The organism is Deinococcus cellulosilyticus NBRC 106333 = KACC 11606, from assembly GCF_007990775.1.
GTDB lineage: Bacteria > Deinococcota > Deinococci > Deinococcales > Deinococcaceae > Deinococcus_C > Deinococcus_C cellulosilyticus.
This window is the reverse complement of record NZ_BJXB01000001.1, coordinates 341,548-358,737: the sequence shown is the minus strand read 5'-3', so window position 1 is coordinate 358,737 and position 17,190 is coordinate 341,548. Positions and strand designations below refer to the sequence as shown.

General features: G+C 56.9%; 12 protein-coding genes. 5 read left to right on the top strand and 7 right to left on the bottom strand.

Going from position 1 to position 17,190, the window contains the following annotated elements; all coding sequences use genetic code 11:
- On the top strand, window positions 1-1,599 hold the full coding sequence (locus DC3_RS01495) for an IucA/IucC family protein (RefSeq protein WP_146881812.1): 1,599 nt from the start codon (window positions 1-3) through the stop codon (window positions 1,597-1,599).
- Complete coding sequence (locus tag DC3_RS01490; RefSeq protein ID WP_146881811.1) at window positions 1,596-2,762, top strand: alanine racemase; 1,167 nt, start codon at window positions 1,596-1,598, stop codon at window positions 2,760-2,762. Before DC3_RS01495 ends, DC3_RS01490 begins: the two co-directional genes overlap by 4 nt.
- Here the strand turns inward: DC3_RS01490 and DC3_RS01485 are convergent, their stop codons facing one another.
- From DC3_RS01485 to DC3_RS01475, 3 genes are all read right to left on the bottom strand, one after another.
- Window positions 2,763-5,099 (bottom strand): ATP-dependent helicase, encoded by a 2,337-nt coding sequence (locus DC3_RS01485; RefSeq protein ID WP_146881810.1) that lies wholly within the window; start codon window positions 5,097-5,099, stop codon window positions 2,763-2,765.
- A 183-nt stretch (window positions 5,100-5,282) separates the two neighbouring features.
- Complete coding sequence (locus DC3_RS01480; protein ID WP_146881809.1) at window positions 5,283-5,783, bottom strand: DUF4385 domain-containing protein; 501 nt, start codon at window positions 5,781-5,783, stop codon at window positions 5,283-5,285.
- Between the two features lie 162 nt (window positions 5,784-5,945).
- Window positions 5,946-6,560 carry a hypothetical protein gene (locus DC3_RS01475; RefSeq protein ID WP_146881808.1) on the bottom strand — a complete coding sequence of 205 codons (615 nt, stop codon included), beginning with the start codon at window positions 6,558-6,560 and terminating at the stop codon, window positions 5,946-5,948.
- A 316-nt stretch (window positions 6,561-6,876) separates the two neighbouring features.
- On the opposite strand from DC3_RS01475, the gene DC3_RS01470 reads away from it, so the two are divergent.
- A complete protein-coding gene (locus DC3_RS01470; RefSeq protein ID WP_146881807.1) occupies window positions 6,877-8,829 on the top strand; it encodes an APC family permease in 1,953 nt (650 codons plus the stop codon).
- A 361-nt stretch (window positions 8,830-9,190) separates the two neighbouring features.
- Here the strand turns inward: DC3_RS01470 and DC3_RS01465 are convergent, their stop codons facing one another.
- Window positions 9,191-9,538, bottom strand: a complete 348-nt coding sequence (locus tag DC3_RS01465) for a hypothetical protein (protein WP_146881806.1) — start codon at window positions 9,536-9,538, stop codon at window positions 9,191-9,193.
- Window positions 9,539-9,706: 168 nt separating this feature from the next.
- On the opposite strand from DC3_RS01465, the gene DC3_RS01460 reads away from it, so the two are divergent.
- On the top strand, window positions 9,707-11,497 hold the full coding sequence (locus tag DC3_RS01460) for an ABC transporter ATP-binding protein (protein WP_146881805.1): 1,791 nt from the start codon (window positions 9,707-9,709) through the stop codon (window positions 11,495-11,497).
- Window positions 11,498-11,550: 53 nt separating this feature from the next.
- Here the strand turns inward: DC3_RS01460 and DC3_RS28885 are convergent, their stop codons facing one another.
- Both DC3_RS28885 and zwf read right to left on the bottom strand, forming a co-directional pair.
- Window positions 11,551-11,727 carry a hypothetical protein gene (locus DC3_RS28885; RefSeq protein ID WP_186815760.1) on the bottom strand — a complete coding sequence of 59 codons (177 nt, stop codon included), beginning with the start codon at window positions 11,725-11,727 and terminating at the stop codon, window positions 11,551-11,553.
- 58 nt (window positions 11,728-11,785) lie between these two features.
- Window positions 11,786-13,222, bottom strand: coding sequence for a glucose-6-phosphate dehydrogenase (gene zwf / locus DC3_RS01455; RefSeq protein ID WP_222594671.1), 1,437 nt, complete (start codon window positions 13,220-13,222; stop codon window positions 11,786-11,788).
- Between the two features lie 237 nt (window positions 13,223-13,459).
- Between zwf and DC3_RS01450 the strand changes: the two genes are divergently transcribed.
- Window positions 13,460-15,688, top strand: a complete 2,229-nt coding sequence (locus DC3_RS01450) for a tetratricopeptide repeat protein (protein ID WP_146881804.1) — start codon at window positions 13,460-13,462, stop codon at window positions 15,686-15,688.
- A gap of 68 nt (window positions 15,689-15,756) precedes the next feature.
- Here DC3_RS01450 and DC3_RS01445 read toward each other — a convergent pair whose 3' ends face one another.
- Window positions 15,757-17,130 (bottom strand): LLM class flavin-dependent oxidoreductase, encoded by a 1,374-nt coding sequence (locus DC3_RS01445; protein ID WP_146881803.1) that lies wholly within the window; start codon window positions 17,128-17,130, stop codon window positions 15,757-15,759.
- Window positions 17,131-17,190: the final 60 nt, after the last annotated feature.

Sequence of the window (17,190 nt, the reverse complement as noted above, 5' to 3'; positions counted from 1 at the left end):
ATGACCGTCCAGACCCTTCATGTGGAACGTTTCATCTGGCACAACCTGCTCAATTGCTACCTCAGGGAGCTGCAACCTCCCACCCGTCAGGTGGGCAGAGACCTGCACATCGAACTCCCACGCACCCATCAGTTGCTGAAAGTGGCCCTGCAGTCTGCTGATCCCCTGCAGTTTGGAGAGCAGATCTGGCTGAAGGTGCACCACCAGTGGCACCCCACAAGGTGGCAGGAGGTGGGGGAGGTGCTGGCCCGCGAACTGACCGCCCAGACAGGTGAAGAAAACCCTGAATTCTTGCATCAGCTTGAGGAGAGTGCCCGTTTCACCCTGCGTTTTCTGCAGGATGCCAGCCCTGCCCCCCAGGATTCTTACCTGCATTCCGAACAATCCCTGACCCTGGGGCACCGTTTTCACCCGACCCCAAAGAGCCGCTCTGGGAGCCTGAGCAGCTGGGAGAAATACTCCCCTGAACTGAAAACCCGATTTGTGCTCAGGTATTTTGCGGTGCAAGAGGCTTATTTCGAAACCAACGCACCCGACCTCACCCGGTTTGAGCACGAAAACATCAAGGCCCCAGAAGGGTACCGTCTGCTGCCCGCCCACCCCTGGCAGGCCAGACTGGCCCTGGCACAACCTGCCATCAAACAGGCACTGGAAAAGGGAATTTTGCTGGACCTGGGCGAGGGAAGCGTGCATTACGCTCCGACCTCCAGCATCCGCACCCTGTACCGTGAGGGCCATCCCTGGTTCTACAAGTTCAGCCTGCATGCCCGCATCACCAACTGCCTGCGCAAGAACGCCCATTACGAACTGACCGGGGCAGCCCTGCTGACAGAGCACATGCGTCCGGTGCTGCAGGATCTGGCGCAGGTGTTCCCTGAAACCCGTGTTCTGCTGGAACCTGCATATTGCACGGTCAAACTGGACACGCACAGCAAGGAATACCTGGGGATGCTGCTCCGGGAAAACCCTGCCCCTGACCTCCGGGACGGAGAGGCCCTGGTCCTGTGTGCCACCCTGACCGATGAGGCAGCCCAGCATCCAGCCCACCTCTCCCGTGTTTCCTCAAAAGACCTGCTGCCCTGGTGGAAAGCCTACCTCAGGCAAACCGTGGCTCCCGTGCTCCACCTGTTTTTCCAGCATGGTGTGGTGCTGGAACCGCACCTGCAGAATGTGCTGATCGTGCTGCGTGACGGCCTGCCTGCCCAGGCCATCTTCCGGGATCTGGAGGGCACCAAGGTGCTGCCCGAACACCACTCTGACCTGCTCCAGAATGCACCACAAGAGGTCCGAAAAGCCATCACCTACGACCGGGATCAGGGCTGGAAGCGGGTGGCCTACTGCCTGCTGGTCAACCACCTGCTGGAAGTGGGCAAAGGCATCCTGATTCAGAATCCGCAGCTCAAGCAGGACGCGTGGCAGGCCCTGGCGGATGAGGTTGAGGCCCACCAGCAGAAATTTGGCGCAGAGCCTGAACTTCAGGACCTGCTCAGTGGATCTCCCCTTCCTGGCAAGGCCAACCTGCTCAACCGCTGGCAACGCCAGGCAGACCGGGAAGCGGGATACGTGCCCGTTGCAAACCCTTTGAAGGAGCTCCGGTGATTCCTGAGACGGTTCGCAAAAGAATCTCTGGGCTTCAGCCCCACCCCACCTACCTGTATAACCTGGATGCACTGCAACACCATGCAAAGCAGGTGAAGCAGCATCTGGGCAGGGTCAGGGTGCTCTATGCAGCCAAGGCCAACCCGGACCCCCAGATCCTGCAGACCCTGCACGGCATTGTGGATGGATTCGAGGTGGCCTCTGGCGGAGAATTTCGCCATGTGGTGCACCACCATCCTGATGCACAGGTGTCTTTTGGAGCCCCCTCAAAGCTGCCTGCCGATCTGGAGTTTGCCCTCAGGTCCGGGGTGCACCGCATCCACGTTGAGGGTCCCCGTGAACTCGTGCAGCTTTCAGACATCGCCCGGAGATTGAACCAGCGTGCGCACATCCTGCTGAGGGTCAATCTGGGCCTGTCTCTGCCAGATGCGCCCCTGGCAATGGGCGGAAAACCCTCTCCTTTCGGGATGGATGAGGTGTTGTTGCAAGAAGCCCTGACCCTGCTGAGAAAGCACCCTGAACTGGTCTGTCACGGGGTGCACCTGCATCTGGCTTCAGGGATCAGGGACGCACACCGACATGCTGTGCTGTTGCAGGAAGCCCTCAGGTGGTTTGAGGGGTTCACCAGAAAGCACCATCTGGACTGGCATGAAATCAATCTGGGAGGAGGGATGGGGGTGAATTACCAGCACCCGGAGCAGAAATACGACTGGGCAACGCTGGGAGCAGCCCTGCAGCAACATTCCCATCTGGACCTGCGCATCGAACCGGGTCGCAGCATGGTGGCCCACTGTGGTTATTACGCCACACCCATTCTGGACATCAAAAAAAGTCACGGAGAGACCTTCTTGCTCCTTCAGGGGGGCACCCATCACTTCCGCACTCCGGCAGCGCAAGGGCATTCCCATCCTTTTGAGGTCATCAACCTGAAAACACCTGAGGTGCAAGACCTTCAGGTCCATGTGGTGGGCCAGCTTTGCACCCCCAAAGACCGCCTGAGCTCAGGTGCCTGGATCTCCGGAGCGGCAGTGGGTGACTGGGTGGTGTTCCCAATGGCAGGGGCCTACGCCTGGAACATTTCCCACACGGCTTTCCTGATGCATCCAGAGCCAAACTTTGAGCACCTGAGCCCGCAACGTCAGGAATTGACCCTTTCTTCCTGATCAGGCGCTCCTGCTGGCATGCAGGTTCAGGGTTCTGGCGTAGACCTCCAGGTCCTTCTGGGTGAACTGCATGGGTTCCGGGGCCTGACCGTAGCTCTCCCACACGGTCAATTCTTCCTCGGTGAAATGGGACAGGGCTTTGAGGCCCTCTGCAGCCCCGAGCACCTTGCTGCTGAGCACCATCAGATGGTCCAGGTCAAAGTGATGGTAGGCGTAGTGCTGCAGGTACGTGCGGAAGTGGTGGTCAGCAACGGAACGCACCAGGGCATGCACGTCCTGCGGGGTCAGGGGTTCCTCTTCTGGCTTCTGGAGGGCCTGTTGAATGTGACCCACCTCCTGCAGGACATTCTGGTAGGTGTACAGGTCTTCCGGGTCTGCCTTCTCCTCGTTTTTGCCCAGCAGGAAACGGCTGATCGGAGGGGCATCCTCCCGGTCGGTGTGGTACAGGTAAAGCTGTTCTCTGGCCCGGGTGATGCAGACATACAGCACCCGCCTCTCTTCCTCAAGCTGTGCAGGGTCCTCCAGACTGCGCATGGAGGGGACGCTTCCCTCGTTGAGTCCGGGCACAAACACCACCGGCCATTCCAGCCCTTTGGCCCGGTAAGGGGTGGTGATCAGCACCCGTTCATCGCTGATGGCGTCGAGGGTGGTTTCCCGGAACATCACGAACTCCATGTGCTGCAGGAAGTCCTCGGTGTTGCCCTTACCTGAAGCATAACGAATCAGGTTTCTGGCCCCCAGCATTCTGGCCTCTGCCAGTTCCGGGTCGGCGGTGGTGGCCAGCAGGTGCTGTTCGTAATCGGTCCAGTAGAGCAGATTTTCGAGAACAGCGTAGGCCTCCGCATCGTAGGCGACCATGCGAGCGAGGCTGTCCAGCACAAAATGCAAGGCCTGAAGCCCGTGTTGAAAGCGCTGGTGGTTGGGATTCTCACTGTCCAGCTGGATTTGCGCAAGCAAATGGTCTTCCTGACCGAGCAGGCGGATGAACAGCGAGTTGATGTACTGGCGGGTGATGTATCGGCGAGGGCTTCCAATGATGGAGAGCATCTGGGTCTTGAGGTCCCTGAGCTGCACCGGGTCGAGCTTCGTTCCGGTCTGAAGCTGGTACAGGGTGCGGGCCACCCTCAGGTAGTCCAGCAGCACCCGGATTTCCTCTCTCTTGTAAAAGTAGTGCCCTCCCAGAATCCGGTAGGAAATCTGCCGTTCGATGAATTCCGTTTCAATGAAGGGGGTCATGGCATAGGTGCGAACCAGGATTGCGTGGTCCTGCACTTTGAAGCCCTTTTCAAGGTTCTGCTCGATCTGGTCCGCAATGCGTTTTGCACTTTCAAACTGTGAATCCACCCCATGCACTTCCGTGATCCCCTCAAAGCCCCTGGTGAGCCTGAGGTGTTTGACTTCCCGGTTCTCGTTCTGGGAGATCACAAAATTGGCCAGGGCCAGGTGCGTTGCGCAGGACCGAAAGTTGTGGGTGATGTGGTACTTGCGGGCCGCGTAACGCTGCTGGAAGTTGCGAATGAATTCGGGACTCGATCCGCGCCAGCTGTAAATGGTCTGGTCGTCGTCTCCGAGGGCCATGATGTTCAGGTGGTTCTGGACGAGCAGGTGCACAAATTCCGACTGGGCCAGGTTGAGGTCCTGAAATTCATCGATGAGCACACAGTCGTACTGGCTGGACACCCATTCCATCAGGTCTGGGTTTTTCACCGAGAGGTCCCAGGCAAGTCCGATCATGTCATCGAAGGTGATGAAGTTCTCCCGTTCCCTGTGGCGCTCAAAGGCCCGGTAGAGCTCCAGATAGTGGGGCAGTCCTTCGGGGGCTTCTGCCTGGGAGATCACCTTCAGGGCGGTTTCTGGAAAATCCCATTCCAGCAGTTCAGCGTATTTGAGAGACGCCTTGCAGGACCCCACGTAATTCATGAAATCTTCGAGGTCAAAGTGGTCCGGGATGGGAAGGCCCCGCAACCTGGACTCCCGGAGAACCTGTTTGATCAGCCGAGAGCGGGTGGCTTCGCTGTCTGCTTCGGATTTGAATTCAGGCAACAGCCCCATCTGAACGGCCTTTTTCAGGACATGCAGACCCACGCCGTGCAGGGTCTTGACCTGCACCCTCTGCACTTCCGGGCCACCAGCAAGTTTGCTCTGGATGTCCTTCACGCTTTCACGGCTGAAACTGGTTGCCAGAATGCGCTCTGGACGGAAGATGCCGTCCCGGACCAGCCTTGCAATGCGCTGGGTCAGGCAGGTGGTTTTGCCTGCTCCGGCCACCGCATAGACCAGCGCAGCTCCTTTGTTGTGCTGGATGATCTGCTGCTGCTCCAGGGTTGGCTGTTTCATGCAGGTGGCCTCACCGACATGGATTCACTAAAAGCGGAATACAAACAGATCATATGTAAATAGCATAACAGATCTGGTGATCGAAGAAAAGAGAAACCCAGATCGCTCAGGCCAGTGGGTCGGTGTGGGTGAGACGTGTCCCCGGCTGAACAGACCATGTGCCAGACGACAGACCCAAACACTTCAACCGTATTTTGATTTGTGCTCTGCTTTCATCTGCTGGTATTTTGCATTGGAATTCAGCAGTGCAAGCTTCTCTTTAAACACCAGTGCAGCGGCCGCCTTGACGGCATCCTCTTCATTGGGCAGCAACTCTCCGGTGACAGCATCATATTTGCGGCCACTTTTGTGGTTGGCATAACGCCTTGCCCGCGTGTACCCCATCTGCATGAATTTGCGGGCCATGTCCGCACCCACAAAATCCTCCCGGGCCAGATATTCCAGGAACATCCGGTAAATGGCCTCACTGCTTTCTGAGGCAATCTCTGGCGTCTTGAAGCGCCAGACAGGAAGGATTTCGCTCTTGTACGGTTCAACCAGCAAAACGCCCTGCTCGCCCACCCCCACCCGATAAAGCTCGGGATGTTCGCGCAAATTGAGGTTTGGATAATCCAGCGAATAATCAAATTTCTTGTTGGGGGTGGACAGTCTGGTGCTTGCTGCCTCCTTTTTGTTCTGTCTCATGGTGCAAAGCATAAAGGCCTGTTCAGGGGTTCACAGGAGGAATTGCCCCAAATCCAGCCCATTCTGGAGGCTGCACCACAAAAACCCCACAGTCCAGGCTGCAGGAGACAGCAAGATCACATGGGGAAGGGCAAAATCACGTTACATTTCTGACGCTGAGATTTATTGCACAGTCACACCCGCCTCCAGACGGTAGGCATTGTTGATCATGTCTTCTTCCAGGTGGTGGATCTGGCGCTGGATCTGCTCCATGCGGCCAAAGATCGTCTGGATTTCAGGGTCCTTGATGTTCAGGTTGTTCAGGATGCTGGGAAGGCGCTCCAGGGTGAAGTGGCTGCGCACAATTTCCTCAATGCGCTTGCGGGTGTAACGGTAGAAAGCCCTGAGGGTGCGCGTGGGTTCACCGGCAATGGACTGAAGTTTCAGCCAGATGCCTCTTTTTCCTTCTCCAGACAGCACAGCTTCCATAAAGCTTGTGAGGTACTGCTGTTTGGAACGGGTGAGCAACTGGGTCTGCAACTGGTAGAACTCCTGAAAGAGGTTCTCATAGAGTTCAGCTTCTCTTTTTTTCACCACCCGCACATACATCGAGAAAGGAGACTGGAATTTGTGGATGCGCCTTGCAGAAAGCTGCATGATCTCATATGCACGGTCACACAATATGCAATCCATGTGATAGGTCGTGGTGGTGCCTGTCATCGGGTCTTCGGTGGTGGTGGTGGTGATGGTACTCCGTGAACAGGGGCAGGGATATTTGCGTTCATAGATGTGGACCATGCACATACTCTAACGGTTGTGGAGTGAAAATAAACATGGGAGCGTCAGAACGAAATTAATGGTGGGTTCATGGAACATACATGACTTGCCTATTTTCAGATTGAATTCAGTTTCCGACCTGTCATTTATCCATCTGCAACGGGATTGATCTGCATGGCTTTCGATTGAAAGAAAAGCAGACATCAGCAGGGTTTCAGCTGGATGGCAACGGGAGGAAAAACTGATACGATGGCAGACGGAGCGGCCCGAACAGACCCTCCAGACGGACTTCTGTCTGTCTCATCGCTGTAAAATTCACCTTGCGGTAAGGATTCCAATGCCGAAAACCAGAACCCCTCTTCGTCCTCAATCTCCCTTTCTGCGGTGGCTGCTCCAGGGACAGACACAGACCATCGAAGGCCCTTTCGAAGCCGAAAGCAAAGCTGAAAAACACACCCATCCCTGGTATCAGGTGATGTGCCTGACTGGAGTGGATTATTTTTCCACCCTGGGATACCAGCCCGGGATCGCAGCACTGGCGGCAGGAGCGCTGAGCCCCTTTGCAACACTTGTTCTGGTCATTGTGACTCTCTTTGGCGCACTCCCCATGTACCGCCGTGTGGCTGAAGAGTCTCCTCACGGGGACGGGTCGATCAGCATGCTGGAACGCCTGCTCTCCTTCTGGCAGGAAAAATTCCTGGTGCTGATCCTGATTGGCTTTGCCCTCACTGGCTTCATCATCACCATCACACTCTCTGCCGCCGACGCCACGGCCCACATCATCGAAAACCCACTGGTTCCCCACTGGATGGACCACCCGGTAGGGCTGACCCTGGTCCTGATTGGCCTGCTGGGTGCAGTGTTCCTGAAAGGCTTCAAGGAAGCCATCGGCATTGCCATTGCCCTCGTTGCCCTTTACATCGGCCTGAGTGCCGTGGTGGTGATGGAAGGCTTCTACGAGATCTTCAAAAATCCCCAGGTGTGGACCAGCTGGCAACAACAGATTTTCCAGTCTCACAACTGGTGGTCGATTTTCGGAACCAGTTTCCTGCTGTTTCCCTATCTGGCCCTGGGACTTTCAGGCTTTGAGACCGGCGTGCTGGTGATGCCCCAGATCAAAGGGGGTCCGAAAGACACCCCGCAGAACCCTGTGGGCCGAATCCAGAACGGCAAGAAGCTGCTCACCGCTGCCGCCCTGATCATGAGTGTGATGCTGTTGTGCAGCAGCCTGGTGACCACCCTGCTGATTCCCCCCCAGGAATTCCAGCCTGGAGGAGAAGCCAATGGCCGTGCTCTGGCCTATCTGGCCCACGAACACTTCAGCACCTGGTTTGCCACCCTGTATGACGTTGCCACCATCCTGATTCTGTGGTTCGCTGGATCAAGCGCCATGGCAGGACTCCTGAACATCGTGCCCCGCTACCTGCCCAAATACGGCATGGCCCCCGAATGGACGCTGGCCTCCAGACCTCTGGTCCTGATCTTCACCCTGATTGCCTTCGTGGTCACCATCATTTTCAAAGCAGATGTGAATGCCCAGGCTGCTGCCTACGCCACTGGCGTTCTGGCCCTGATGGGCTCGGCTGCTGTGGCCACCACCTTATCGGCCAAGCACAAGAAGCAGAAGGTGCTCATGGGATTTTTTGCAGTGGTCACCCTGCTTTTTGCATACACCATCGCCATCAACCTCTTCAAGGACCTCGGAGGTCTGAAAATCGCAGGATTCTTCATTTTGCTGATCACCTTCACTTCCCTGATTTCGCGGGTGTTCCGCGCCACCGAATTGCGGGTCACAGAAGTCACCCTGGATGAGGCCGCACAGCGTTTTGTGCGTGAAGAGGCCAGGCACAACCACGGACGCATCCGCATCATCGCCAACCGCAAAAATGCCGGAGATGAACGGGAATACCGCCTGAAAGAAGCCCAGGTGCGGGACGACACCCACATCCCCGAAGACGACGTGGTGCTGTTTCTGGAGATCAGCATTGATGACGCTTCTGACTTCGCACACCGTCTGGATCTGCAGGGTGTGCAGGTGGGACCCCACCGCATCCTCAGGGGCACGAGTTCCAGTGTGCCCAACGCTCTGGCCGCTTCCCTGCTGCACATCCGGGATGAAACAGGCCGCATCCCACACATCTATTTTGGCTGGACCGAAGGCAACCCGATTCTGTACCTGCTGCGCTTCATCCTGTTCGGTGAGGGGGACATTGCACCCGTCACCCGTGAAATCCTGCGCAAGGCGGAACCCGATCCGCAACACCGACCTTACGTTCACGTGGGGGGATAAAAATCCGATTCTGTTGAAAGGAGAGCACTTGCTCTCCTTTTTGATGGTTTTGTGCACAGAGTTGCAAAAAAACCAACAGGCAACCCAGAAAATTTCTTTTGGCCTTGCAATTGCCAGGGGACATCGACCATACTCAAGAAGCCCCTAAAGAAAATCAAAGAGGGCTGTTCCAGCCTGGAAAGCTCCTCTGAATGGCCCGAGTGCCGTGATGCCTCGGGCTGTTTTGATGTTGACACACGCCTCCATGTGACCGTCGTAACCCTGGCGTAACCAGGACATGCTATTCTTGTTCAGATCCTCAGGAGTGTGTGATCAATATATGAAACCCCGGCCAGTGGTCGGGGTTTTCTTCTGTGTGGTGTTACTGTGACCCTACACCTGTGTTTTCAAAAGCCAGCACAATGTTTCGGCTTTGAAGATTGATCAACACTGTGTCATTCATGTTGAGGTCATTGTCAATGGTGGTGCCCCGCTGGGAACCAATAAAATCTGCACCAACAATGGTCCCCTGCTCTGTGTCCGAGGCCGCCACACTGATGCCATTCAGAAACGGATTGAGGTCATCGCTGTAGGTGTACACCTGATCTCCAGCCACGGACAGCTGAAAATTGCGGGTGAACACTGAAGGGCCTGGGTCTGCACCCTCAGGGACAGCCAGAGTGACACTCACGTTGTAGCCAGTGTTGTTGATGAACCTTTTGGTCCCCATGTTGTCTCCTTACAACCATGTTGTCTGATTGGTTGCAGTTCATCAAGGGCTGCTGGACTGCCAGCAGATAAGGGAAATCCCTGAGTGGCACAGGCAGAAGCAAAGTTTCGAATTGCAAAAAGCAATCCGAGCTGCATTGAACGGGCAAAACACGGATAGGATGGAGCCATGTTCCGTTCTCCCCCGCTGTCTCCTGGTTCCCGGCAACCCCTGAACCGCAACAGCTTCAGACAGCTGTCGCGCCTGCTGGCCTACGCCCGGCCTTACATGGGAGGGCTGGTGGTGGCGGGCATCGCCAGCCTGATTTCCACAGCATTCAACCTGCTCTTTCCACAACTGGTGGGGCGTCTCATCGATGTGTCTTTTCTTGAGGCCAACCTGGATCAGCTGAACCGCATTCTGCCCATCCTGCTGGGGGTATTTGCCGGGCAGGCCATCTTCAGTGGCATCCAGAACTACCTGATTGCCCGCACTGGAGAAAGCGTGGTGGCAGAGTTGCGCAAGTCCCTGTTCCGGCACCTGCTGGGGCTCTCTTCCAGCTTCTTTGAGAACAACCGCACAGGCGACATCACCAGTCGCCTGACTTCAGACATCTCCACAGTGCAGTCGGTGGTATCCACCACCCTGGTTCAGGTGTTCACCCTGCCCATTGTGCTGCTCGGAACGCTGGCCATCCTGTTTTTCACCAACTGGAAGCTCACCCTCCTGATCCTCTCTGTTGTGCCTCCAGTGGCCCTGATTGCCCGTTTTCTGGGGAGGCAGATCCGCCAGATGTCCAAGGCCTTCCAGGACCAGGTGGCCCACGCCAACGCCCACGCCGAGGAGACCATCAGTGGGGTGCGGGTGGTGCAGTCTTTCACCGCAGAAAACGTGGAGACCACCCGTTATGGAGAGTTGATCCAGGCTTCCCTGAAAGTGGCCCTGCAGCGGGCCAGGATGAGCGCCTTTCTGGGCCCCATGATCTTCTTTTCAATTTTTGCGGCCCTGGCCCTGGTGTTGTGGTATGGGGGGCGTCTGGTGGCCCTCAAAGAAATCAGCCCCGGAGAACTGCTGACCTTCGTGCTCTACACCTTCAACATTGCGGGCACAGTGGGCACACTCACCAGCATTTTTGCCCAGGTCCAGAGTGCCCTTGGAGCCTCCAGCCGCATTTTTGAGCTGCTGGACACCCACACGGACCTCAAAGAGTCTGAACGTCCTGTGTCCCTGTCCAGGGCCGAGGGCCGGGTGAAATTCGAGCAGGTGCAGTTTGGTTACGGTGACCGTGGGCATGTTCTGGAGAACATCAACCTGCAGGCAGACCCGGGAGAGGTGGTCGCCATTGTGGGCCCGAGTGGGTCTGGCAAGAGCACCCTGGTTTCCCTGATCCCCAGGTTCTATGACGTCACTGCAGGCCGCATCACACTGGACGGGGTGGACCTGCGCGACCTGTCCCTGGAAGAACTGCGGGCACACATTGCGATCGTTCCCCAGGAAACCCTGCTCTTCTCAGGAACCATTGCCGACAACATCCTGTATGGAAGACCCGGTGCCACTGAAAAAGAAGTGCGGGAGGCCGCCCAGGCAGCGAATGCCCATGAATTCATTGGGCGTTTTCCTGAAGGATTCCAGACCGTGGTGGGTGAACGTGGGGTCAAGCTCTCTGGAGGCCAGAGGCAGCGCATTGCCATTGCCAGAGCCCTTCTGAAGAATCCCAGGCTGCTGATTCTGGATGAAGCCACCAGTTCTCTGGATTCCGAATCGGAATCGCTGGTGCAAGAAGCCCTCAACACGCTGATGCAGGGCCGCACCACCTTTGTGATTGCCCACAGGCTCTCCACCATCCGCAGTGCAGACCGCATTGTGGTGCTCGATCAGGGCCGGATTGTGGAAGAAGGCAGACACGAAGCACTGCTGGCAAAAGGAGGACTGTACCGCGACCTGTACGAGTTGCAGTTCAGGAACAACGGGCAGGAATGAAAGCAGGACCAGAATGACCGATCTCTGGTCCTGTTGACCTGAAAACTGTTGCTCTATTTGAAGCCCTGGGAGGCTGTCCTGCTGCTGTCCTCCACCCAATACGGAAAAACCCTCCTGAGCACATGGCCCATCAGCAAAGTGAATGGAAGGGCCAGAACGGCCCCCAGCACCCATTGCCACCAGGGCAGCATTCGCCAGACCTCACTCACAATCACCTGTTCCACATTCATGTCCAATCTCCTTTCTGGATCAATTTGAAACAGATACGACAGGTTGGGAACTCAAGTTTCAATCGTCTTCAGGGCTGCGCCAGTAGTGACCCGGGTCCATCAGGCGACCCTGACCGTTTGGCCCCAGTGAACCCGAGGCGTACTCTTCAGGCTGTCCGTGCTGCCACGCTTTGAGGATGGGGTCCAGGATGCGCCAGGCCTCTTCCACTTCATCAAAGCGCAGGAAGTGGGTCTGGTCCCCTTCTGCTGCGTCCATGATCAGTTGCTCGTAGGCGGTGAAATCCATTTCCTCTTTTCTGGAAATTTCGGTGCACAGGACCACCGTGCGGGTCTCCAGATTGAGTCCCGGAGTCTTGGCATAGGCGACCAGATCAATTTTCTCTTCGGGTTTCATGCGGAAGATCAGCCAGTTGCTGAGGTCCTCCACGCCTGAGAAAAGCTGGGTCGGGACCTCTTTGAACTGCACCGCCACCTCGGTGTAGCTCTGTTTCATGCGCTTGCCGCTGCGCAGGTAGAAGGGAACTCCCTCCCAGCGCCAGTTGTCGATGTACAGTTTGATGGCAGCGAAGGTCTCGGTGCGGGAGTCGTGAGGAACACCTTCTTCTTCCAGATAGCCTGGAACATTCTTGCCATCCATGACTCCAGGGCCGTAGCGTCCACGCACCGCAAACTCCTTGACCCTCTCCTGCGGAATGGGCCGGACACTTTGCAACACCTCCACTTTGTGCTGGCGCAGGTTGTTGGCATCCCACTTGCTGACCGGTTCAATGGCGGTCAGGGCAAAAATCTGCATCAGGTGGTTTTGCAGCATGTCCCGCATTGCTCCGGCCTGATCGTAGTACTTGTACCTGCCTTCCAGCCCGAGGGTTTCAGCAGCTGTGATCTGCACCTGGGCAATGTTGGCAGCGTTCCAGATGGGCTCCATGAAACGGTTGGCAAACCTGAACACCATCAGGTTCTGCACGGTCTCCTTCCCCAGGAAGTGGTCAATGCGGAAAAGCTGGTGTTCCTCCCAGTGCTGGTGCAGTCTTTCTCGCAGCCCTCTTGCAGATTCCAGGTCCCAGCCAAAGGGTTTTTCGATGATCAGCCTGCGCCATCCCCCTTTTTCTCGGTGGAGGCCCACCGATCCCAGTCCAACAGCGGCATCATCGAACAGTTGCGGCGGCAAGGCCAGATAGAACAGCGCATTCCCCTCCACCTGAGGCTCAAGTGCCCTGATCTTTTCAGGGGTCAGGTCTCCTGAAACATACTCCACCTGTGCTTTCAGTCTGTCCCAGACCTCCTGCGAGAATTTTGGAACGAATTCTTTCAGGCTTTTTTCCAGGTGCTGCTGGAATGCTTTGCTGGACATCTCCTCTGTGGCGTAACCCACCACCTTCAGTTCCGGCAGGCGCCCTCTGGCAAACAGTCGATAAACTGCAGGAAACAGCAATCTGCGGGTCAGGTCTCCGGTGGCCCCCAGAATCACCAGCGTCAAAGGTTCAACTTGCATCATGCCTCCTCGGGTTGAATCGCGTGTCTCATTCGGTCAAAAGAGCACTGCTTTCACCTTAGACGTGTTTGGGATGTGTTTTCGTATCAATCGCAACGGAGTTTGAAGTCCAGTCCCGGGCTCAATCCACCTCAGACAGGGAGCCCTGATGGCGTTGTGACCACAATCATGCTGCAATCACGGCCTGCCCTGTAAGGTTGAAAACATGCAGGAGGCATGGCTTTCTGCCAGGGAGCTCACATGAAACGAACCATCCAACCCGTGTACAGAACACTCTTAATGCTGGGCAGCACCCTGTGCCTTGGAGCGCAGGCCGCCCCGGAAATCTATTCGTTCACCAACATCCAGACCATTCCGAAAAACGATCAGGTGCGGTGCCCCACCCGTGAGGGCGGCCTGACCCTGATGCCCAACATGGGGGCGGTGCTGCAGCAGCAGATGTCTGAGGCCCAGAAGCAACTGCAGGAGCGCCTCAAGGAGATGTCTCCCACCGACCCCGGATACAGCATCCTCAAGGGCATGCTGGACAACCTTGCAAAACAGCCCGGCGAGGTGGTTTCCCAGCCCCGTCCGGCACTGGAACCTGAACAACTGGCGGGAAGCCAGCAGGAAGTGAATCTGGATCAGGCCATCGGCATGTTGCAGGCTGCCCTGGAAGGTTCTCTGAGCCCTGAGGCTTTCACAGTGCTGAAGTCCATGCCCGAGTACCAGTCGGCACAGAGAGCGATCAGTGCGGTGCCTCTGGCCCTGGCAAACGGCAAGCCCCTTGCTGCAATGGCCCTGCTCTTGCGTGCCCATGAGCTTGAACCCCAGAACCCCAGCCATCTGGTGAATCTGGCCGGTCTGGCCAATTTCTATGGATTCTGGTACGAGAGTCTGGCTTTGCTGGACGCTGCGAAAACCAGACAGGACGCGGCTCCTGCCCCCTGGAGCCTGAACAAGCAGGCCCTGCTGCTCAACAACCAGGGCCATGCCCTGCTGGGCATCAACAAGCCCGCCCAGGCCGAGGTGGTGCTCAGGGAAGCCGTGAAACTCGAACCCCTGCTGCCCGAAGCCAAACGCAACCTTGCCCAGGCCCTTGGTGAACAGGGCAAGTGCGAAGAAGCTGCACGGTGGTACCGCCTGGGAGCTTACCGGGAGCCCATCAAGGACATGGTGGGACCCGACAAGGGCCCTGTGGAGTCCGAAGAGGCCGATGCCATCACCCTGAAACCCTGGCAGGAGGCTTACGCACTGGACCGTGGGGTCGAGGGGCGTTTCCCTCACATTCCCATTCCAGCCAACACCAAAACGGCAACCCTGGCCCTGAATTACGTCAGCACCGAGATGGGCCGTGCTGCACAGGGGGCATCCACCTTCTCCCAGAAGTACCTGGAGATGTTCCCCAAAATCCAGGCCAAAGCCAATGCCATGCTGAAAGACCCCAGAACCCGCATGACTGGTGAGGTGTCCCTGCACCTGCTTGGGCCCATCAACTCTGCTGATCCCGAAGACCCCAAGCTGGACGCCCTGTACGAGAAGGTGGATGAGGCCTTTGTGGAGTATGGCAAGGCCAGAGAGAGTGCCGACAACATTTATTTCAAACAGGCCCAGAGCAGTGCAGAAATATATGCCGCCCAGCAGATCTCCTGCGGCACCAACGGTGCCTGCCAGGAAAGGGCCCGCATCGAGCATGAGCAACGCATGTGCAGCGCGGGACAGAACTGGAATTCTGTGCTGGTCGGCAACGTGCAGAAGTACGACATGGCTTACCGGACCTTCTACCGTCCGTTCCACAAGATCATGAGTGGCCTGACCGGTGAATTCAGTGACCCCGAGTTCTTTGAGGCCGCAAAAACCCAGACCCGTGCCCTGTACTTCCAGCACTACAACAGTTACCTGAGTCTGGTGGGGATGCATGTGTTCACCGCTGGAAATTACGGCAGCATGTGCAAGGATGAAGTTCCCCCACCGGACCTGGAAGCCGAGGACCCTGAAGATCCCGAAATCTGCGAGAAGCCCAAACGCAAACCCAAGGCTTCTGCAGGCATCATCGAAGTGACCTACACCTGTGAGGCCGTGGAAGTGGAAGTGGGCTCCGACGGCAAATGGCCCCTGTTCGGTCAGGTGACCTACGAGTTCTCCCAGCGCTACAAGAAGCTTAAAGATCCCAAGGAGCGCTTCATTGAAGCCCAGGCTGGACGAAACCCTGATGCGGTGTTGCAGCTCAAGCAATATGGTTATGCCTTTGATGGCAAGGTGACGGTGTTTGCAGGAGCCAAGATTGCTGTCCCTGCAGAACTTGGCCCGATTGAAATGGACATTGGCGCGAAAGGCGGCCTGTACATGACCGTGGACGGCAACTACGACATCAATGACGCTGGAGCCAAAATCGACATTGCCCACTCTGCCATGGTTGGGGGCGCCGTGAAAGTGGGATATGAGCAAACGCTTCACGAGGGTTCAATCAGCCTGATCTCGGGCAAGTGATCCACCTCGAAAAGAAGAAACGCCGGAACATTCCGGCGTTTCTTTTTTCTCCTCCCCCACTGGAGGTTCTACCTGACCAGTTCAGCTTCCCTGAGCTGCCTGGCTTTCACTTTAAAGCTGTTCTCGGGACGTTTCAGGCCCAGGTTCTCTCTGAGGGTTCTGCCCTCGTATTCATGGCGGAACATTCCTCTGCGGCGAAGCTCCGGGATCACCAGTTCAATGAAATCGTCGAGGCCTGCAGGGAGCACTGGACCCATCACGTTGAAACCGTCTGCGCCACGGTTGAGGAAACGCTCTTCCAGTTCATCTGCGATCTGTTCAGGGGTGCCGATCAGTTGCCAGTGCCCCCGTCCTCCGGTGACCGACAGGTACAGGTCACGGATGGTGAGGCCCTCCCTTCTGGCCTGCTCGACCAGCAAAGCCTGACGGCTGCGGTTGTTGTTGGTCAGGGGCAGGTCTGGCACGGGGCCATCAATGTCGTAACCGCTCAGGTCTGCACCCAGCAGGTTGGAAAGCTGGGAAAGGCCGACTTTCGGGAGCACCAGCGACTGAATCAGGTCAAACTTGTCTCTGGCCTCCTGCTGGGTGCGTCCCACGTAGGGGAGCACTCCGGGCATGATTTTCAGGTCATCTTCGCTGCGTCCATATTTTGCCAGACGGCCTTTCAGGTCGTTGTAGAAATGCTGGGCATCCTGCAGGGTCTGCTGGGCGGTAAACACCACCTCTGCGGTTGCAGCAGCAAGTTCCTTGCCTTCTTCAGAAGATCCGGCCTGCACAATCACGGGGCGTCCCTGGGGGGAACGGGCCACATTGAGGGGTCCCCTGACTTTGAAGTGCTTCCCAACATGGCTGAGCACATGGGATTTTTCAGGGTCAGAGAACAGCCCGCTCTCCTTGTCCCGGATGAAGGCATCATCTTCCCAGCTGTCCCACAGGCCCGTCACCACTTCAGCGAATTCGTGTGCGCGGTCATAGCGTTCCTCGAAAACCACGTGGGCATCGCGGTTGAAGTTGAAGGCTTCCCGGCCATTGGCAGAGGTGACCAGGTTCCAGCCTGCCCGTCCTCCGCTGATCTGGTCCAGAGAGGCAAATTTCCGGGCAAGGTGGTAGGGCTCGTTGTAGGTGGTGGTCTGGGTGGCAATCAGTCCAATGTGGGTGGTCACGGTGGCCAGAGCCGAAAGCAAGGTAAGGGGCTCAAAGTGTGCCCCTCTGGAGGTGTGGGCAAAGACCCCCTCCCCATCCACCCAGGCAGCAGCAGAATCTGCAAAGAAGATGGTGTCGAATTTTGCCGCTTCTGCTTTCTGGGCGAGTTCTTTGAAGTGCTCAAAACTGACGTGGGCATACGGATTGGCCTGAGGATGCCTCCAGGCGGCAATGTGGTGTCCATCGGTCATCAGGAAAGCACCCAGTTTGATCTGGCGGGGGTTGGAAGAATGTGACATTTGAGAGTCTCCTTGCATGGAATTTCACACAGCACACCGTCACTGCTGAAACGCAGGCTT